We start from the raw sequence: 20,014 nt of genomic DNA on the forward strand, positions 1-20,014 counted from the left end.
AATGTGCACCTACCGCTGATTTTGAACACGATCCCAGAGGCCGGGTTTTTCCCGTATTTGATGTCCGATTCCAAAAACGTCGCCGAAGTCGAAGTCGCTCAGAACGAAGTCGCCCAGCAGCTTGGCGAATTGCAGAGATCCGCTGACGTAGATGTCAATACTTACGAGACCCAGGAATGGCTCAGTTCGCTTGAGTATGTGCTCGACAGCCAAGGGCCCGAGCGAGTCAAATTTCTCATCGACCAACTCCGCGACCGTGCGGCCGAGCATGGCGTGGCTTTGAGTGCGGACACCTCCACCCCCTATGTCAATACGATTCCCGCGCACGAACAGCCTGCCTATCCTGGCAACCGGGAGCTCGAACGACGCATTAAGTCCATTATTCGCTGGAACGCGATGGCGATGGTCGTGCGAGCGGGCAAACGCGGGGGAGGCGTCGGAGGGCACATCAGCACCTTCGCCAGCAGCGCGACGTTGTATGAAGTCGCGTTCAATCACTTTTTCAAAGGCCGTGGCGAAGACGGCTACTCAGGCGACTCGGTCTATTTCCAAGGCCACGCCTCGCCCGGAATGTACTCGCGAGCGTTCGTCGAAGGCCGGCTCGATGAGCACAAGCTCGAGAATTTTCGACGTGAGTTGGAAGAGGACGGCGGCCTAAGCAGCTACCCTCACCCCTGGCTGATGCCCGATTTCTGGGAGTATCCGACCGTCTCGATGGGCCTCGGGCCGATCATGGCGATCTACCAAGCCCGGTTCAATGAATACCTCAACGACCGAGGCCTCCGCGACACCACCGGCCAAAAGGTCTGGGCTTTCCTGGGTGACGGCGAATGTGACGAACCTGAAACCCTCGGCGCCATCGGTTTGGCGTCGCGAGAGAAGCTCGACAATCTGATCTTCGTTATCAACTGCAACCTGCAGCGTCTCGATGGTCCCGTTCGCGGAAATGGTAAGATCATCCAGGAACTGGAGTCGATCTTCCACGGTGCGGGATGGAATGTCATTAAAGTCATTTGGGGTGGTGAGTGGGACGAACTGCTCGCTCGCGACACGACGGGACTGCTCGCGAAACGCATGAACGAAGTCGTCGATGGGCAGTATCAGAAGTACACATCGATGCCTGGCAGCTATATTCGCGAGCACTTCTTCGGCAAGTACCCCGAACTGCTCGACCTCGTCAAACATCTCTCCGACGAAAAACTGGAAAAAATCGGCCGCGGTGGACACGATCCCGAGAAGGTCTACGCGGCGTACAAGAAAGCCGCGGACTTGAAAAACGGCAAGCCAACAGTGATTTTGGCCAAGACCGTGAAGGGATATGGCCTCGGCGAAGCGGGCGAAGGGCGCAACGTCGCCCACAACCAAAAGAAGATGAACGAAGCCGAATTGCTCGAATTCCGCACGCGATTCGGCATCCCCATCAGCGATGAGGAAGTCGGCAACGCACCTTTCTACAAACCGCCGGCCGCCGGTGCAGAGATCAAGTATCTGCAATCCCGACGTGAAGAGCTCGGGGGCTACCTGCCGAGTCGCCCGACGACGCATCCCACGCTGGAAGTCCCCACGATGGAGGACTTTGGCAAGCTCGTCAAGAAACTCGAGAACAAGAGCATCAGCACCACGTTTGCTGCCGTTCAGACCCTGATCGCTATGTGCCGCGACAAAAAGATTGGCAAGTACGTCGTCCCGATTGTCCCCGATGAGTCGCGAACGTTCGGCATGGAAGGGATGTTTCGCCAGTTCGGAATCTACGCGCATGCGGGCCAGAACTACGAGCCCGCCGATTCCGATCAGATCTCCTACTACAAGGAAGCCCAGGACGGCCAGATCCTCGAAGAAGGCATCACTGAATGCGGCTCGATGAGCAGCTTCAACGCCGCAGGCACCGCATATAGCTGCCACGGCGTGAGCATGATCCCATTCTTTATCTACTACAGCATGTTCGGATTCCAACGGATCGGTGACTCGATTTGGGCCGCCGCCGACATGCGTGCCAAGGGGTTCCTCGTCGGTGGTACCGCCGGCCGAACGACGCTCAACGGCGAAGGTCTGCAGCACCAAGACGGCCATAGCCTGCTCAACGCAATCGCATTCCCGACTGTGCGTGCCTACGACCCCGCTTTCGCTTACGAAGTCGTCGTGATTGTCCAAGAGGGCATGCAGCGGATGTTCGTCGATGGTGAACAGTGCATCTACTACATCACGGCCGAGAACGAAGAGTACATGCACCCCGAAATGCCTGAAGATTGTCAGGAAGGCATCATCAAGGGGATGTACCGGTTCAAGAGCGTCGAGGTCGATGGTGGCGAACAACGCGTGCAACTCTTCGGCAGTGGTGCCATTCTCAACTGCGTCCTGAAAGCGCAGGAGATCTTGGCTGAGAAATACTCGATCGCTTCGGACGCGTGGAGCGTGACCAGCTATACGCAGCTTCGCCGCGATGCCGGTGCCTGCGAACGCTGGAACCGTTTGCACCCGACCGAGACGCCACGTCGCAGCTACCTCGAGGAAACACTCGAGGGTGTCGAAGGCCCATTCATTTCGGCCAGCGACTACGTGCGGGCACTCGGAGAGCAATTGACACCGTGGATTCCAGGTGACTACTTCGTGTTAGGGACCGACGGAATGGGCCGCAGCGATACCCGCGAAGCTCTGCGTCGCCATTTCGAGGTCGATGCCGAGTCGATCGTGATCGCCACGCTCTACCGGCTCGCTAAGGCCGGAGAGATGGAAATGTCCGATGTCGCAAAAGCCATCAAGGATCTCGATTACAATCCCGATAAGGTCGATCCATACTTCGCCTAAACTAGCGACGAGAAAGTAAGGGTTCAGTGTTTCAGGGTTCAGTGAAAGAATCCCGACGCCGCTCGTTGAACCCGAAACCCTCCCATCTGAACCCTCATTCTTCTTTTTCCCCATGCAAATCAAACTTCCTGAACTCGGCGACGGTATCGAATCCGGCGACGTCCTCGAAATCTTCGTCTCCGTCGGCGAGGTGATTGAGGCCGGCCAAGACATCGTCGAGATGGAAACCGATAAAGCCACTGTGCCGGTTCCCGCCGATGCGGGCGGCAAGATTACGAAGATCACCGTCAGTGAAGGCGATACCGTGCCGATCGGTGGCGTGCTGTTGGAAGTCGAAGCTGCTGAGGGAGCCGACGCTCCTGCCGAGGAGAAGCCTGAGCCACCCGCGGAAAGCAAAGCGGAACCCGAGGAAAAGGCTGAGCCAGAGGAAAAGGCTGAGCCAGAGGCGAAGCCCGAACCAGAAGAGAAGGCAGAAAAGAAAAGCGAGCCCGAGCCCGAAGCCGACAAGCCCGAAGCTGACGAGCCCAAAGCCAAGCAGGAGCCCGCTCCTGCACCACCGAGTCAGCCCGCCGCTCCCGCGGCGCCCGCAGCACCGGCGACGACTCAACCGGCCAACGCCAGCTCCATCCCTGCTGGCCCAGCGATCCGTAAACTCGCTCGCGAAACGAGCGTGGATCTCGCCAATGTCCGTGGCACTGGCCCCGGTGGACGGATCACACGCGACGATGTTCTCGCTGCGGTTCGATCGGCTAGCCAAGCCAAGGCCGCGCCAGCGGCACCCGCTGCGGGCAGCCCCTCGCGACCCGCTCGGCCCGCCGCTCCCGTCTCCGACGACCTGCCCGGGAAAGCCGATCAAGATGAATTTGGGCCGATCCGCGTCGAGCGGATGAGCAAGATTCGCAAAACGATCTCGGCTCAAATGCACGCCTCATGGTCCAACGTGCCACGCGTTACCAATTTCGACGATGCCGACATCACGGACCTCGAACGACTGCGTCAATCCAGCAAGGAAGACTACGCCGCTCAAGGCCTGAAATTGACCACGATGCCGTTCTTGATCAAAGCCGTCGCCACCGCCCTGCGTCAACATCCCTCGATCAATGCGGTGATCGACAGTGAAAACGAACAGATCGTCTACAAAGACTACGTGAATATCGGGATTGCCGTGGACACCGATCGTGGCCTGGTCGTCCCCGTGCTGCCGGATGTCGATCGGATGGGGATCCCTGATATCGCCCGCGGGCTCGCTGAAACGGCGGGCAAGGTCCGGGGCGGTCAGTTCTCGGTCAGCGATCTGAAGGGCGGTTCGTTCACGATCAGTAATCTCGGCGCGATCGGTGGCCAGTACAGCACCCCCATCGTCAACATTCCCGAGGTCGCGATTCTGTTGGTCGGCCGCAGCCGCAAGTTGCCTGTCGTCATGCCCGACGACTCGATCCAGCCGCGACTGATGATGCCGTTGAGCTTGTCCTATGACCATCGACTCGTCGATGGTGGCACGGCCGCTCGGTTCCTCAATGACGTGATCGGATACCTGCAGGCACCCAGCCGTTTGTTGTTGGCGCTGTAGTCCGTTGTGCCGTGGAGCGTCTAGCCTGGTGCTCGTCCAAGAGAACAGGCTGGATGTCGGTTCTGCGCCTGTAGAACCGACCGCAACTCGAATGAGCAAGGTCGTTGACTAGCCCTTCCAATCCGCACGACGCCGTGGGCAGCAGCCTGCCCGCGAGCCCAAGAATCCTCGTCGGTGTCTGCACGTTCAATGAAGCCGGCAATGTCCGCGAATTGCTGCAACAGATCACCGCTGCGCTGCCCTCGGCTGATGTGATCGTCGTGGACGATAATTCACCCGATGGGACCGCCGCTGCGGTACGCCAATACGCGTCGTCCTGTCACGGTTCGACGCAGATTCGGTGCCACGTGCGGCAACAACGCGGTCTCGGCGGAGCCATTCGGGCTGCGATGACGGAGGCAATCGAGGGCGATTATGATTTGTTCTGCAATCTCGACGGCGATTTATCGCATAACCCCGCCGACCTGCCTCGACTCGTCGCCGCCGTTCAGGCGGGAGCCGACGTGGCCGTGGGTTCACGGTACGTTGCCGGTGGCGAAATCGTTGGCTGGCCCCTGCGGCGGAAATGGATGAGCCGCTGCATCAATGCGGTCACCCGCCGTCGCTTGCGACTGCCGGTCCGCGACGCCAGCGGTTCGTTTCGTTGCTACCGCGTCAGTAAACTCGCAGAGCTCGATCTGAGCGACGAATCTTATGAGGGCTACGCGTTTATCCAGGAGGTTCTGATGCGACTCTTTCACGCTGGCGCCCAGTTCACCGAAGTTCCCATCACCTTCACCGAGCGCGTACGTGGCGAGAGCAAGCTGAGTTTTCGGGAAGCGATCCGCTCAGGATGGACCGTATTCCAACTGAAATAAGATCCTATCCGTTTCGAAGGCGGGCAATCGATCACACCTGCTCTCTGGCTCACTCCACTTTCTCGCTTGCCGGTACGCAATAGGCTAGACTGCAACTCATTCTCCGGTTGATACACTTTCCCCACACGCCATCATGAATACGCCACTTTCACGTCGCAGCGTTCTCACCCGTACCCTCGCCTCGGCAGCAGGCGCCGCCACCATTGCCGGGACGACACTCCATGGCGAGGAATCGGCATCGGGCTCAGCGACGAACACTCCCGTCAACGCAAAATCGGGACGGCTGAATCAGTCCGTCTGCAAGTGGTGCTACCGCAGCATGTCGCTCGAGGACTTGGCAGTTCAAGCTGCCGAACTCGGGTTGGTCGGCATCGATCTGCTCGGCCCCGCGGATTTTCCCACGCTGAAAAAGCACGGTCTGGTCTGCACGATGGTCGGATCGCACGCACTCACCGATGGGCTCTGTGACACCAAGTATCACGACCAAGCCATTGAGAAGATCAATGCAGCAATCGAAGCGACATCCGCCGAAGGTTGGAAGAACGTGATCTGTTTCAGCGGCAACGCGCGGGGGATCGATCGCAAGACCGGGATGAAAAACTGCGTCGATGCCCTCCGCAAAGTTGTGCCCGTCGCAGAAGCAGCCAATGTGACGCTGCAAATGGAGTTGCTCAACAGCAAAGTCGACCACGCCGACTACATGTGCGACAACAGCGAATGGGGAGTGGAACTCGTCAAACAGGTCGGCAGCGACAATTTTAAACTGCTCTACGATATCTACCACATGCAGATCATGGAGGGTGACATCATCCGCACGATCGAAAAAAATCATCCCTACTACGGTCACTATCACACTGCGGGCAACCCCGGTCGCCACGAACTCGATGACACGCAGGAACTCTTTTATCCACCCATCGCCCAGGCCATCGCCGAGACCGGCTACCAGGGATACTTCGCCCATGAATTCATCCCCGCCGGCGATCCGATGACAGGGCTTCGAAAAGCGGTCGCCCAGTGCACCGTGTAGCCGATCACGCGATGCTTAGTAGGCACCCGTTGCGTGGTGGAGATTGTCGATGGCGACGGCGAGGTCTTTCTGTCGCGCCAATCGATCGCCGCGGAGTTGATGAATTTCCAGCTCCACGATGAGATCGCTACCCGGTGCGGATTCATCGATTTGGATTCGCCCACGGGTCTGATCGAGGCGCTCCGAGGCGAATTGCAACTGCTCGTCGACCAATTTCAATCGCTCGCTGGCGCAACGCACATCGAGGATAGCCTGCAGCGTCTCATTGCGGACGACGTTCTCGAGAGAGCGTTTCAGTTCCGAGCACTGGTATCGTCGCACGCTTAACTCGTTGTCGCCCGTGTCGTGCTGAAAGCACTTGAGAATCCCCGTGGCCGCGGTGGCGAGCGACATGCCCGCCCCGGGGCTGATCGTGCTCATCAAGATTCTCGCCGCATCGAGATTACAGCTTCGTAGGTCTCGGCACAGAACATCAACGGCGCGGAGGTCGTGTCGCCGCGCCTGCGCGTCGGCAACTTCGTCGGCTGCGTTGATCAGGGGCGCATCTTCGGGGAGCGCGTCCACCATGATCGCCGCGGCGACCTCCGTCTCACTCCGCCCGGTGAGGCGCGACAGCTCTTGCCGGAGCTTGCGGGCTACGAACGTGTGTTCCAGCTGGGCATCGACCAGATCGAGACGCGTTTGTTTCAGCTTGAGCGGGTTTCCGTCGGGGAGTTCGAGACGCTCGGCCTCCGTCGCCATGGCGATCAATTCGTCTTGCACCGAGATCGCTTCGCCCGCCAGATCTCGGGCCCGGATTGCCGCAATGAGCTGATGGTAGGCAATCGCTGCTTCGGTCGCGCTGTCACTGCGACGTGCCAGGGCAAGCTCTTGCAGAACACTCTGGGCATACCGAGCCGCACAGCAGCGATCGGGATCGCTGGTGTCGATGCCACGCATTACGGCGGTGGACTCCGCCTCGATCTGATTTGCTGCCGGCGAGTGCGCTGCGGCCCATTGCATCACCTGAGACAAAGTGTACGTCGCTACGCTTTCTGAAACGATTGCCTCCCCCGCATGAAAGGTCTCGGAGGACACTAGCAGAGGCACTTCCACCGCTAGAGCGGGACGTGTTGCTGCCGTCGAACAAGCGATACCGGGAGCCAGGATCGCGAGGGCCACGGCGATGCGATGGCGTCGAGTGCGGTTGAGGGGGTTCGTTGACATCCTGTCTCGCGATGTGCTGAAAACATGAAAGGGCGGTTCAGCTGTGTAATCGGAAGAAACCCCGCAGATGCAGTAGATTTCCTTTTTGGTGTTCGACTGTGCGGGCGAGGGGTAGTCCGACCGCCGTGAAACGCGGGAAAACCGTTCGGGTTGGATAGTTTGTAACGATTGCGTGGGATTTTCTAATGAGATGGTCTGTAGCGATCCGATGCTAAAACACATCGAAACTACCACAGCACGATGATGGCCGATGGCGATCGTCTGCGACTTTGGAATCTTTTCATGCTTGCCACCGATCTCTTGACGAAATTCACGCTCGCTTCTGACGGCCGTTTTGTTGGACTCGCTCGGGTTCTTGCTGCGATCGCATGCGTCTCGACCGCGTCGGCAGCGGACACCTACTCGCGTCAACAGCAGGCGTCAACGTCAATGGCGTGGTCACCCGCTCGGGTGTCCGCCGACGCTTCGGCGGTGGTCGAACGGGCACCGCAACTCGTGCCGCGTTCAAGTGCCCAGCGGACGAGTCTTGCCACCAATACCGCTGCGTCGCCTCAGCGGCAAGCCAGTGGAGAGGTGCAGCAGGTGGGATTCCTCGAGGACTATGGCGCTCACAGCTCTGTCTGTGATTGTCAAGAGTGCGCCTCCTACGGGCCCAATTGCGGGATGGAGGGCGGCTACCTCGTCGAACCGGATTGTGGTCTCGAAAGCCAAGGCGGGTACGGACCGGCGTGTGGGATCGAACCCGGTTGCGGACTGGAGCCACTGCAGGGTGATCCTTGCGGCTGTGACGCGTGCAGTAGTGGCATCGGGGCGTGTGAGCACCCTCGCTTCCCACTCTTCCTGCCTGTCCTTGGTGTGGACTGGAGTCGCTTTGAGTTCTACTTCGGTAGTCAAGCGTTTCTCAACCCGCTCAATGTTCCCAGTACCGGTTCAGGAACGAACGCCAACAGTGGGAGTTTTGGCTTTCACCAGGGATTCAATGAGGGACGCGATCTGAAAAATTTGTTCGGTGCCGATCTATCGGCTCAGCTCGGGCTGCGAGCGACACAGAACAATCTCGAGGGCCAGCACTTCACCGACCAGCATCGCAACCAAATCTTCATCACCGGCGGCCTTTTCCGCCGGGTCGACTATGGACTGCAATACGGCCTGGTGCTGGATTACCTCAACGAGGATTGGTACTACCACGCGGATCTCTTGCAGCTGCGTGGCGAGCTGAGCTGGAAACTATCCCGCAACCATAACTTTGGCTTTCGATGGATGGCCGGGCTCAATGACGATACAGTTCCCACCATCGTCAACGATCCAGCCGGTGCTCTCTTCGCGGGCACGCAAACCGCAACCGCTACCGACCAATACCGCGCGTTCTATCGATATTGCTTTGGCCCGACCGCTCAATGGACGTCTTATATCGGCGGCACTGACAGTGACCACTTCCTGATTGGCAGTGACATGGACGTTCCGCTCAAGGGAGGTATCTCGATGAAAATCGCCTCCACCTACTTCGCCCCGACAGGCGATACAGCGGTTCCGAAATACCAAGCCGAAGGCTGGAACCTGGGGATTAGCATGGTCTACCGACCTGGCTGCCGGACGTCAACGAACCGCTACCTCCGCCCCATGTTCAACGTCGCAGACAACGGCTCGTTCTTCGTCACGAAGTAGCAACTGGCGACGCCGTCGCTCACGCCGGCACGCCAGTCGGGGCGAACGCCTTTTTCGCATTGGAATTTCGAAATCCACCAATCGACGGCGCGTGAACCACCCGATGAAGGAGTATTGGCGGGCCGAACGAAATCATGCGGCGTGATGGACGTTCTCATGCGACACCCAAACGCAGATCGATCAAAAACTGCGTCGCAACTTTAGGACATACGTACACGACGAGTGAGTTGTGTCGGTTCGCTGTCACTTCGTCCGGCACGCCATCTGATCAGTCAGTGCAGCGTCCGGACCAATCGAGCCTGCCGGAGAAGTCACCATGTCGAAATCTGTTTCGCTTCCCACGTTGGTTCGATTGAATCGCGTGAGTGTTCTTCTGGACACTTCGTCACTCCGACGCTTGATCCTTGCCGCGTCGCTCGGTGCTGTGATGCTGGGCGGCGTAGCGGCAGCTCAATCGTGTGACACTGCTTGCTACTCTGATGATGATTTCGGGGCCTGTGACTCACTGGATCGAGACGGTACCTGCAACGCCAATCGTCCGCACCAACGAGGGACAGTGGGTTCGCTGTTTCGCTGGTCCGCCGGGCCTGGTGCCGGAGAGCTGCCGCAACCCGACTCGCCATTGGTAAGTAATCGCCCAAGCTTCACCGCCGCCAGCAGCGTGGTCGGCCTGGGGGTTTTCCAAATAGAGAGTGGTTACCAATACACATCCGACGACGGCGGAGGCCAACGGAAACATTCGAGCACCTACCCCAATACGCAGTTTCGCTACGGGGTCTTCGCGAACTGGTTGGAACTTCAGTGTGCGTTTGACTTCACCAGTCAATCAATCAATGGAATCGATTCAACGAGTGCCAACGATCTCGCCCTGGGGTTTAAGTTCGGCTTGACGCCGCAGGACCATTGGCGGCCGCAGATGGCTTTGATTTCACAAATGAATGTCGGTGTGGATCGAGGGGCGGGCGCGAATGAAGATGTTCTACCTGGGATCAATTGGATCTACAGTTGGAGCATCGGTGATTCACTCGCCGTGACTGGCAGTTCGCAGTTCAACCGAGCTATCGATGGCGTGACGGACGAAACCTACAACCAGTGGGCGCAGTCCGGCGTGGCTTCCTACTCACTCTCGGATCGTGCGAGCAGCTTTGGAGAGTTCTACGGCCTCTACCCGAGCAACGCCGACACCGCTGGCGCGCAGCACTATTTCGATGCCGGCTTTCTGTACTTGCTCAGCGACAACGTGCAGTGGGACATACGCGGCGGCCTCGGGCTGAACGATCGAGCCGACGACTATTTCGCAGGAAGTGGTCTCACGGTTCGCTTTCGTTGAGATCGGCAGGCCCCTCGGCGAAGAGTTGGTCGTCGCCTTCGAGAACACGGTTTTTTGACCGACCGATTGAATCACGAGAGGACTTGGGCGATATATCCGCCGACTAGCGCCAGCACGGTGGTGACTGCGTAGGAAACCGGAAAGGGGACGGCTGCGACTTGGCTTTCGGACTGGTCGAGGATCGCGTTCAGGGCGGGTGTTGAATTTCGTCCGCCTGCACATGCCCCCGCGTTGATGATTGAGTTCATCTTGAGCAGTCGGTCGCCGACAAAGTAAGCCACGACCACAGGCAGCAAGGCGGCAGTCGTTCCGATGATGGCCAGCCAGATGACCGTATTGCCGGAGAGAGCACTGGCAATTTTGGGACCAACGTTCGCGCCCAGGGCCGCCACGAAAATATTCAGACCAATGTCTTGCAGGAAACTCCGCGCACCTTCGGAGACGGGGCCGCCCCACGAGGGATTCCGGCTGCGGAGGTAAGCAACCACGATGCCGGCCAACAGGCAGCCCGCGGAGGTTCCCAGGGCGAACGGGATGCCTGCGACGGTGACACTGAGCGAGCCAACGATGTAACCAGCGGTCATCGCCAGGGCCAGAGAGGTGACCTCCGTCGTAGCGAGATTGCGTTCAGTGATGGCGCGGCTACCGAGGGTCTTGGCGGCGCGGTCAATGCAGGACTCTGGGCCGGTCAAGCGGATCACGTCGTGATGGCGAAGGTCGGTGTCTGGCCCCAAGGGAATCTCCTGGCCGGCGCGAAAGATCGCTGTCACTCTCAATCCATAGGCGAGTTCAGTTCCGGCGAGATCAGCAATCGTCCGGCCAGCGATATCGGTTTGCCCGACGACGATATCGGCAGCTTCAATGGGGATGTTGCGGGCGCGATCCTCGTCAACCTCCTCACCAACCTGGGCACCGTCGAGAATCAAGTCGCCAATATCAGCGCGAGCGGCGACAATGTCCCCGATCTGTAGTGTTGGGTTCTCCGCGAGATCGATGATCTCGTCGCCGCGAACCAACCGCAGGATCGGAGCCTCCGGATGCGCTCGAAACAATTCATTGACGGTCTTGCCGACCAGGTTCTCGTGTGTGACACGATAGGCGCGAATATCGACCGATGAATGGCCCAAGAGCAGCGATTGCGGCGTGCCGGGCAAGGGATGCGTCCCTGAACCCGAAAAATCTTGCTCGGCGCGTTTCGCGTCTGCGACTGGGTCATGTCCGAACATCGCCGGCAGGTAGCGCAGGAGCACGATGATTCCGACGCTCGACAAGAGATAACTGATCGCGTAGCCCGCCGCCATATTGGCACCGATCTGATCTGCCGTCATGCCGGGAGGGATCGTCGCCGTCCCGCTTTGCACCGCTGACTGAGCCACGCCCAGCACCGCGGTGATCGTGTAACTGCCCGAGATCAGCCCGGCGGCGAACCCGGAGTCTAAACCTGCCAGTTCAGCGCCGAAGAAGCAAATGCACCAGTTCAATGCCCAAATGATCAACCCGACAACGATCGCGGCCAACCCGGAGGACTTCAGCCCGGCAAAGAACTTGGGCCCCGTCCCCAGCCCCAACGCGTACATGAACAGTGTTAAGAAAATGGTCGAGACGATGCCGGGAATGGAGTAGGTCAATCCATAGGCTACCTGCGCGATCATCGACAACACGACAGCGACCAGAAGAACGCTCGCAGTTGACCCCAAAGAAATCGGGCCGAACGGGATCCGTCCGAGCGGGTAGCCGATTGCGAGAGCGACCAAGATAAACACCCATTGCTGCTCCCCGAGGAACTGAAAAACACCTTCCAAGCCGACACTGGCCAGCGGTATCAGAATGCTCGAGCAGAACAGGTCTAACGGAATTGCCTGAATCACGGTTCGTTTCCTATCTAGCTGGTTTTTCAACGATTGTAGTGGCCCAGGTCCGGTCTGTTGGGTTTGAGGGGGCATTTTTTTAAACGCACCTCCAGGCTCACAGCTGCCGTGAAGAAATGGAAGAACTTCGGCCGCCGCCGACAAGGTGAGGGAGGGGCGGACCGAGCAAAACAAGGTTCGGGAAGAGGGATGTGCCCGTTCGCGCAATTCATCGCTCTGCCCTTCTCAAGGGTGGTGGGCATGTTGAAAAAAATGGCTCAGGCGACGATGCTAAACAGTGTTCCCCCCGACACATTGTTTCATTTCATTGAGGGTTTGGTCGTGACTCTGCCTCCTGAGTATTCTGATCCATCGGAAGCCTGCACCGCGGAAACCGTGGGGGCTCAATCGATACTGTTGGTTGATGACACCGAGGTGCTCCGCGAGCGTTTGGCGGTCGCGATGCGAAGCCGAGGCCTGGAGGTCCAAACGGCTGGCAATTTTGATGAAGCCGTCAGTGTTTTTTCGCGTAGGCCGACTGATCTGGCAGTGCTGGATTTGCGCATGCCGGGTCGCAGCGGATTGGATCTTCTTCGCAAGTTGCTGCAGTTGAAGCCGGATTGCCGAATCATCATGTTGTCGGGTTTTGGCAGCATCCCTGCGTCCATCGATGCGGTGCGCGCCGGAGCGGTCAATTTCCTCAGCAAACCAGCAGACGCAGACGATATCTTGTCGGCTTTTGTTCGCGGCGATGAGCCGATCGTTCCCGAGGGTGGGTTGGCATTCCCCGCGCCTTCGTTGGCACGCAACGAATGGGAACACATTCATCGCGTCCTCGCCGACTGCAACAACAACATTTCCGAAGCGGCGCGGCGTCTGGGGATTCACCGCCGATCGCTGCAACGCAAACTCCGCAAACGGGCCCCCATCGACCCAAAGACACCCGCCGCCGAGGACTTTTACGAAGGTGAAGAAGAGTGGGAGGGCGGCAGCGTGGGAGAGGAAAGCGACGAGTGAGCGGACGAGATGAGATCGTGCCCGCTCGACGGTCACCCAGTGCTGCTGCTCGTCGAACCGGGGTTCGAGGCGTGCTCGGGTGGGCATTGATTCTGTTGACGGTGTGTTTCTGCACGGGAAGGTGGCGACCTCATCTCGTTTCGGATTCGCCAAGCTATCAACAGTATCCTTTCTCATCGCTCGCTGAGATGGCTCGTCACACACGCCTGCCCGCCTATCCCTCGCTGTTGCAGGCGGTCCAAGCGGTATCGCCGAGCGAGGCCGCCGGCTTGCAGGCCGTGGTGTTGATACAAATTTTGCTACACGCCGTCGCCGTCGCTATGCTAATGACCGAGCTGCGGAACTGGGGCGTGCCGCGACCGACCGCCATCGCGGCCGCGGCAACCGTCGCGATTGGCTGTCCCTTTTGGGACAATGTCTCAACGATCGCAACGGATTGCCTAGCGATGTCGGTCGGCGTGATGATCGCTGTCGCCGTGATGCGTGGTTGGCGGAAAGGGTTTTCTCGGTGGCTCAACCTCGGGATCGGAATGGCAGTGGTGCTGGCTATCGGGCTGCGGCCAGCCTCACTGTTTTTAATTCCATGGGTGATCGCGATGTTGCTGTTTCGCCCTCGTGATCGGGCGCCGGTTTCCTGGCGCGGGCGTGGTCAAGATGTCGTGGTCTTCGGATCCTTGCCGCTGATCATTCTGCTGGGGTGGTGCGCGTTTCGATACCACGTTGCTGGCGATTTCTCGTTGTTGCCATTCGGCCATCAAAACATGGCGGCGGTCACCACGCAGCTGCTCGACAACGAGGAACTTGAACGCCTGCTGGGACGCGTCGGGGAGATTGCCAGTGAGATTGGCGAGCGCCGTGTTGTGGTCTCGCAGAGCGGGGCCCGCTCATTGGCCGACGCCGGTTCACTCCCTCGGGATGGATTGGATTTGCGGGTCACGAGCGATCCATCGCTCCGTGCGGACTCCTACATGACCTTGGAGAATCGCTGGGATGCGATGACCTATCTCGTTGTGATCCCGGCGGCAGCCCAGGTGGCGGGCGATGATCCGATTGCCCAGCATCGGTTGCTATCGCGTTTGGATCATGAGATCGTTGAGGCTTATCCATTGCGGTATGCGCGTTGGTGGTTGCTAGCGGTCCGGCGCGGGATTTGGGGATCCTTTGCCAATATCCTCATGCACCCGATCTTTCTTCCAGTGATCGTTTTTGCGGCAGCCGCTGCCGTGGTGTGGAGTGTGCGTCGGCGCGCCGACTTCGCCTCTCCGGCAGAGTCACTGCCCGTTGCTGGAGCGAGGGGATTGGAACCGGCGTGCCGCGCCATGACTCTGATCGCGATCAGCTTTGCGGGTTTCGGGATCGCGTTTATTGCACTCACGAGTCCGACGATTGGCCGGTTCACCGATCCGACGTTTGTATTCGTCCCCTGTCTCGCTGTTCTCGTGGTCGCCTCCGGACTCGACAACAGGCCCAGCATCAGCGTTCGGACACGATAAAACGAAGCTGGCGCAGATGGCCTATATGGTAACTATGCAGCGTCGTGTCTATTGATTCGCTGGGGGCACCTTGCCTCCTCATTGATCAATCTCGACCCCCAAGGCATCACTCGATGGAACCGCTCGATCTGGCCAAGTTTGAATGGAAAATCGTTGTCCGGCAATTGACCGCAGACGACTTCGAGGCGCTGTCCGCGCTCGCTCTTCGATGCTTTCCTGGCATGCCCACGTTCGGACGGGCAGAACTCGAGAGCCAACTGGAGATCTTTCCCGAGGGTCAGATCATTGTCGAGATCGACGGTAAGATCGCTGCCTCCTCATCGAGTTTGATCCTGGAGTACGACGACGGACTGGAATGGCACAACTGGAAAAAAATTTCTGACTCGGGATACATTCGCAATCACAAACCCAAAGGCGACACGCTGTACGGGATCGAGATCATGGTGGATCCCGAGTTTCGTGGAATGAAGTTGTCCCGGCGTCTCTACGACGCGCGGAAAGAACTCTGTCGCCGAATGAACTTGGCCCAGATCATCATTGGGGGGCGGATCCCAGGATACCACCGCCACGCTGACAAAATTTCGGCTCGAGAGTATATCGACAGTGTGCTTGAGAAGAACAATTATGACCCCGTGTTGACGGCGCAGTTGTCCAACGGGTTCATCGTGCGTGGGTTGATACCAAATTACCTACCTTCGGACACCGAATCGGGCGGCTATGCAACGTACGCGGTGTGGACGAACCTGGAGCACATCCCAGGGGCCAAACGCCGTTTTCACCACGTGATCGAACCGATCCGCGTCTGCGTCGTGCAATACCAGTTGCGAACGATCCAGAATTTCGATGAGTTTGCTCAGCAGTGCGAGTTCTTTCTCGATACGGCCTCGGACTACAAGTGCGACTTTGTGCTGTTCCCCGAACTGTTCACGACGCAGTTGCTATCGTGCGTCGACGCGAGTCGGCCCGGTCAAGCCGCGAGGCAACTCGCCGCATTCACCCCGCAGTACCTCGACCTCTTTACCGAGATGGCTGTCAAGTATGACCTCAATGTGATTGGCGGGTCGCAATTCGTGATTGAGAATGACACGTTGTATAACGTTGCCTATCTATTTCGCCGTGACGGATCGATTGGCAAGCAATACAAGCTTCACATCACACCGAGTGAACGGAAATGGTGGGGAGTGAATCCAGGCAAGTCGGTTGAGGTCTTCGACACCGACTGCGGCCGGATCGCGATTCAGGTCTGTTACGACATTGAGTTCCCCGAGCTCACACGTATCGCGACTCAAAAGGGCGCATCGATCGTCTTCGTCCCGTTCAACACCGATACGCAGCATGGATATCTGCGTGTGCGGTATTGTTCGCAAGCACGCTGCATCGAAAACCATCTGTATGTCGCGATCTCGGGTTGCACGGGCAATCTCCCCTTCGTCGAGAACTCGGACATTCACTATGCCCAATCGGGGATTTTCACACCGGCGGACGCGGAGTTCGCTCGCGAGGCAGTCGCGGCCGAGTGCAATCCCAACGTCGAGACCCTGATTATTCACGACCTCGATTTCGAACAACTCCGCCGTCACCGCGAACAGGGCTCGGTTCAAAATTGGAATGATCGCAAACGGGATCTTTACAAGATTGTCTATGAAGAGGACGGCAAGACGTTTGAGGTTTGAAAACGCCTCAATCAATCACTCGACTTTGTCGGTTCCTCGACCGAATCACAGAGATGTGGAATGGGCAGGTGATGCAGTTCAGCGAGCGCGTTGGCGGCGGCTCGCTGTTCAGCATCCTTTTTGTTGTTGCCCCATGCCGCTGGAAAGGCTTGAGGACCGATAACCGCTCCGATCAAAAACGCCTTGCGATGGTCGGGCCCCATTTCGCGAATCAATTTGTAAACCGGCGTTGCTGAAAGCTCTCGCTGCGAATACTGCTGGAGCACCGACTTGTGGTTCCCCGATCCCTGTGTATCGACCGATAGACGGACTTCGTCGGCAAGCCATTTTCTGAGCCGGTCTCGAACCACGTCATTGCCACCATCGAGATACAGAGCCGCAATGATCGACTCGAATACATCACTGACTAAGGACCGGGGATAGCTGCGGTTCCGGGTAACGCCGCGACCGACAATCAAACATTCGTCTAAGCCGAGTTTGGTCGCGGTCCGCCCGCAGGTGCGGCGGCTGACGACGGCCGACTTGATCTTGGTGAGATCACCTTCGTTGTATTCCGGGTAGGCTTCAAACAGCCACTGGCAAACGGTCATCCCCAGCACAGCGTCGCCGAGAAACTCGAGCCGTTCGTTGCTCGAGAGTCGATTGGCGGCGCCCGAAGCGTGAGTTAAGGCTGATCTCAGCAGGGCAATGTCTTTGAATCGGTACTCGAGTATCTCTTGGCACCGCTGCAGTTTGGCATCCGAATCGGCGTAGGGTTGATCGACCGCAGCGGCGTCGACTAGATGAATCGAACCGGGATGGGCGACGCGTTGGTCGGCAATGAAGGGGCCTGGGCCAGCTCGATGCTCGTCGGAATCTTCGTACTCGTCGGATCGACGCCCTGGGGCGGTTTGCCGCACTTTCGTAGACTGCTGGTCATCAACGGACGCCTGGCTCGCCGCAGACTCTCGACGGACATCGTCCGGAGAAGAGCTAGCGAGTTGTTTCGAATCGCGCAAATCGTCAGCGGATTCCGGCTCGGAAGGAGAGGCGGGCAAGGCAAAACCATTTTTTAAAAGAGATAAGTCGAAGAGAATTCTTCGTGGTTTCAGTCCCGCGCCGGCGGCCGAATGGTGATTTTCGGCCGCCGGTGAGTGACTGAGGCTTGTCGCGCCAACATAGACAAATCCCCCCTCATTCGCCATAGCATCCCATCGAGTTTGAATCAGATCAGGTAAACTTCTTAGCTGTTTCCCCCGTGATTCAATTTTCGTTTATGCAGTAGATTGAGCTATCACCTGCTGCACCCATGATGCCTTCTATCTTCGCTCCAGCTCCCATTGGCTACTCGATGACTTTTTCGTTTCCCATCGCCCCCAAACTGAAATTGCTGTTGCCGATCGTGTGGATCGCCTGTGCAGCAACCCTGCAATCGTCCGCCACCGAACGCGATGAGCAACCGCTGCCGATCGATGGGACGCCGGCGAGCGAGTTGCACGACGCCATGGTGGATGACTTGAAGTTCCTCTCCAGCGACGAGTTGCAAGGCCGCAGCAGCATTGATGCCACCATCCTCGACGCGGCCGACTACATCGCTGCCCGCTTTCAATCCCTGGGGCTACAGACAGACTTATTCGACGGCACCGCGCTGCAGTTTCTCGATATTTCCGTCGGTCCACAAATCGGATCGGGAGACGCGAATTTCTTCCAAACCGAATCACGTGACGCAGCGGCCGAGGCTCGGGGCAACTCCCGGGACTGGGAGTTGGCCCGTGATTTCACGCCGCTGGCAATCGGTGCTTCTGAAGGAGAGACAAGCGGTGATCTCGTATTCGTGGGCTACGGTATTCGGGCTCCCGAACACGACTACGACGATTACGAAGAGGTCGACCCCGAGGGCAAGATCGTGATCATGCTGCGAAAAGAACCGGGCGCCAAGGATCCCGCCAGCCCGTTTGATGGCCTCGAAAATACACGGCACGCCTACTTTGAAACCAAGGTGGCCACGGCAATCGACGCGGGGGCGGCGGCGGTGTTGCTGGTCAATGATGCCGCGAGCGTTGAGAACATGGTTGCCGAGGCTCGCAAACGCCGGCAGGGAGAGCTTTCCCGGATCGCTAAGATACGCAAACGCGTCCTCGAGCTACCCGCCGAAGCGGTTCATGCCCGCGAGAAACTCAACAGACAAATCGCACGAATTGAAGCGATGTTGGAAGAATCCGACGCGGAGAGCGCCGCAGCGCGAGGGCTGCTGGGGATCGTTGAAGCGGGTACGCAGTCCAAACGCGGTGACGAGCGGCGAGCCGAGACGTCCGAGGACGCCGACGCCACTCGGCCACCCATTCCTGTGCTCTCAATCTCTCGCGACCTGGCTGATCACCTATTGGCTGACGAACTATCGAGCATCGAGGCGGCGATTGATTCCGACTGGCAACCCCGATCCCGCGAGCTGGCAGGCAAACGCGGGCTACTGGGGGTTGGATTGACGCCGTCGACCGTACGCAGCCCCAACGTGATCGGCGTTTTGCCAGGCCGGGGGGAGTTGGCCGACGAGACGATCGTGATCGGCGCCCATTTTGACCACGTTGGCATGGGCGAATTTGGGTCACTGGCTCCGGGAACGGTCGCTGTCCATAACGGGGCCGACGACAATGCCAGCGGCACGGCGGCCATGCTGCGGGTTGCCGGTGACCTCGTCAGCAAATTCAGCAGAGCTGGCGGGCCAACCAGTCACCGGCGGATCGTGTTCATCGCGTTCACGGGAGAAGAACGAGGTTTGCTCGGTAGCAAGCACTATATCAAGCAGCCTCGTTTCCCGCTCTCCTCCACCGTGGCGATGATCAACATGGACATGGTCGGACGGCTCACGGACAACGATTTGACTGTCTACGGTACCGGATCGGCCGCCGGGTTTGAGTCCATGTTGAACGATCTCAATCGGGAAGCAGACTTTCGTCTCACACAGGTTTCGAGTGGTTATGGCCCGAGCGACCATTCGTCGTTCTACCAAGCCGGCGTGCCCGTCCTGTTCTTTTTCACAGGCCTCCACACCGACTATCACCGACCGAGCGACGATTTTGACAAATTAAACCTAATCGGCATGGACCGGATAACCGATATGGTTTCACAGGTCAGCGAGCGATTGGCGACAGTGCCTGAGCGTCCGGTGTATGCAGAGACAGAAAAAAACGTCCAAATTCGACGCCAACTCACGGTTTCGATGGGGGTGACGCTGTCGCAACAACCTGGCGAGGTGGTGCTCTCGTCAATTGCCGCCGCTGGCCCCGCTGAGCAAGGTGGCTTGCGCAGCGGTGATCGATTGATTCGAGTTGGTAAGAAAGAGATTCACGAGATCGGCGATGTGATGGATCAGTTGCGCCGCCGCTCACCAGGCGACGTGCTCAGCGTATCGGTTCGCCGTGACGCCGAGGAACATTCCTTCGACGTCGAGTTAGAATCTCGCTAGCAACGCCAGCTCAAAACGAGTGAAAATAAATCTCGCAGGGGACCTGAAAATGGACCGATTCCTATTGCCCCCTCCGACC

The 20,014-nt window shown here is 58.5% G+C and carries 13 protein-coding genes; 10 read left to right on the forward strand and 3 right to left on the reverse strand.

Annotation, left to right across the window (positions count from 1 at the left end):
- Positions 1-60 precede the first annotated feature (60 nt).
- The 4 genes from aceE to CA85_RS11160 all read left to right on the forward strand — a co-directional run bounded on the left by aceE (position 61) and on the right by CA85_RS11160 (position 6,259).
- A complete protein-coding gene (gene aceE / locus CA85_RS11145; protein WP_146391380.1) occupies positions 61-2,805 on the forward strand; it encodes a pyruvate dehydrogenase (acetyl-transferring), homodimeric type in 2,745 nt (914 codons plus the stop codon).
- Positions 2,806-2,917: 112 nt separating this feature from the next.
- Positions 2,918-4,375, forward strand: a complete 1,458-nt coding sequence (locus CA85_RS11150) for a 2-oxo acid dehydrogenase subunit E2 (protein WP_146391381.1) — start codon at positions 2,918-2,920, stop codon at positions 4,373-4,375.
- A 104-nt stretch (positions 4,376-4,479) separates the two neighbouring features.
- Entirely contained in the window at positions 4,480-5,232 is a 753-nt protein-coding gene (locus CA85_RS11155; RefSeq protein WP_246112689.1) for a polyprenol monophosphomannose synthase, read from the forward strand.
- Positions 5,233-5,365: 133 nt separating this feature from the next.
- Positions 5,366-6,259 carry a hydroxypyruvate isomerase family protein gene (locus CA85_RS11160; RefSeq protein ID WP_146391382.1) on the forward strand — a complete coding sequence of 298 codons (894 nt, stop codon included), beginning with the start codon at positions 5,366-5,368 and terminating at the stop codon, positions 6,257-6,259.
- Between the two features lie 15 nt (positions 6,260-6,274).
- Here the strand turns inward: CA85_RS11160 and CA85_RS11165 are convergent, their stop codons facing one another.
- Complete coding sequence (locus CA85_RS11165; protein WP_146391383.1) at positions 6,275-7,465, reverse strand: TolC family protein; 1,191 nt, start codon at positions 7,463-7,465, stop codon at positions 6,275-6,277.
- 282 nt (positions 7,466-7,747) lie between these two features.
- On the opposite strand from CA85_RS11165, the gene CA85_RS11170 reads away from it, so the two are divergent.
- Together CA85_RS11170 and CA85_RS11175 are read left to right on the forward strand one after the other, a co-directional pair.
- Positions 7,748-9,130, forward strand: a complete 1,383-nt coding sequence (locus tag CA85_RS11170) for a DUF6666 family protein (protein ID WP_146391384.1) — start codon at positions 7,748-7,750, stop codon at positions 9,128-9,130.
- A gap of 361 nt (positions 9,131-9,491) precedes the next feature.
- Complete coding sequence (locus CA85_RS11175) at positions 9,492-10,460, forward strand: transporter (protein ID WP_186774873.1); 969 nt, start codon at positions 9,492-9,494, stop codon at positions 10,458-10,460.
- Positions 10,461-10,531: 71 nt separating this feature from the next.
- Here CA85_RS11175 and CA85_RS11180 read toward each other — a convergent pair whose 3' ends face one another.
- Positions 10,532-12,328, reverse strand: coding sequence for an aspartate:alanine exchanger family transporter (locus CA85_RS11180; protein WP_222435429.1), 1,797 nt, complete (start codon positions 12,326-12,328; stop codon positions 10,532-10,534).
- Positions 12,329-12,568: 240 nt separating this feature from the next.
- Between CA85_RS11180 and CA85_RS11185 the strand changes: the two genes are divergently transcribed.
- The 3 genes from CA85_RS11185 (at position 12,569) to CA85_RS11195 (ending at position 16,490) form a co-directional block, all read left to right on the forward strand.
- Positions 12,569-13,324 carry a response regulator transcription factor gene (locus tag CA85_RS11185; protein WP_246112690.1) on the forward strand — a complete coding sequence of 252 codons (756 nt, stop codon included), beginning with the start codon at positions 12,569-12,571 and terminating at the stop codon, positions 13,322-13,324.
- Positions 13,321-14,817 (forward strand): hypothetical protein, encoded by a 1,497-nt coding sequence (locus tag CA85_RS11190; RefSeq protein WP_146391387.1) that lies wholly within the window; start codon positions 13,321-13,323, stop codon positions 14,815-14,817. Before CA85_RS11185 ends, CA85_RS11190 begins: the two co-directional genes overlap by 4 nt.
- Positions 14,818-14,930: 113 nt before the next feature.
- Entirely contained in the window at positions 14,931-16,490 is a 1,560-nt protein-coding gene (locus tag CA85_RS11195) for a bifunctional GNAT family N-acetyltransferase/carbon-nitrogen hydrolase family protein (RefSeq protein ID WP_146391388.1), read from the forward strand.
- An 11-nt stretch (positions 16,491-16,501) separates the two neighbouring features.
- On the opposite strand, the gene rnc is transcribed toward CA85_RS11195, so the two are convergent.
- Positions 16,502-17,311: a ribonuclease III gene (gene rnc / locus CA85_RS11200; protein WP_186774880.1), complete on the reverse strand. Its 810-nt coding sequence runs from the start codon at positions 17,309-17,311 to the stop codon at positions 16,502-16,504.
- A gap of 509 nt (positions 17,312-17,820) precedes the next feature.
- Here rnc and CA85_RS11205 point away from each other — a divergent pair.
- The gene (locus tag CA85_RS11205; RefSeq protein WP_246112692.1) at positions 17,821-19,935 is read left to right on the forward strand and encodes a M28 family peptidase; all 2,115 of its coding nucleotides are present in this window, start codon (positions 17,821-17,823) and stop codon (positions 19,933-19,935) included.
- Positions 19,936-20,014: the final 79 nt, after the last annotated feature.

Source organism: Allorhodopirellula solitaria, from assembly GCF_007859855.1.
Lineage (GTDB): Bacteria > Planctomycetota > Planctomycetia > Pirellulales > Pirellulaceae > Rhodopirellula > Rhodopirellula solitaria.

What these genes read in the sequence shown, in the direction of transcription:
- aceE (WP_146391380.1), top strand. Translation starts at nt 61, where the DNA reads ATGTCCGATTCCAAAAACGTCGCCGAAGTCGAAGTCGCTCAGAACGAA.
- CA85_RS11150 (WP_146391381.1), top strand. Translation starts at nt 2,918, where the DNA reads ATGCAAATCAAACTTCCTGAACTCGGCGACGGTATCGAATCCGGCGAC.
- CA85_RS11160 (WP_146391382.1), top strand. Translation starts at nt 5,366, where the DNA reads ATGAATACGCCACTTTCACGTCGCAGCGTTCTCACCCGTACCCTCGCC.
- CA85_RS11165 (WP_146391383.1), bottom strand. Translation starts at nt 7,465, where the DNA reads ATGTCAACGAACCCCCTCAACCGCACTCGACGCCATCGCATCGCCGTG.
- CA85_RS11170 (WP_146391384.1), top strand. Translation starts at nt 7,748, where the DNA reads ATGCTTGCCACCGATCTCTTGACGAAATTCACGCTCGCTTCTGACGGC.
- CA85_RS11185 (WP_246112690.1), top strand. Translation starts at nt 12,569, where the DNA reads ATGTTGAAAAAAATGGCTCAGGCGACGATGCTAAACAGTGTTCCCCCC.
- CA85_RS11195 (WP_146391388.1), top strand. Translation starts at nt 14,931, where the DNA reads ATGGAACCGCTCGATCTGGCCAAGTTTGAATGGAAAATCGTTGTCCGG.
- CA85_RS11205 (WP_246112692.1), top strand. Translation starts at nt 17,821, where the DNA reads ATGACTTTTTCGTTTCCCATCGCCCCCAAACTGAAATTGCTGTTGCCG.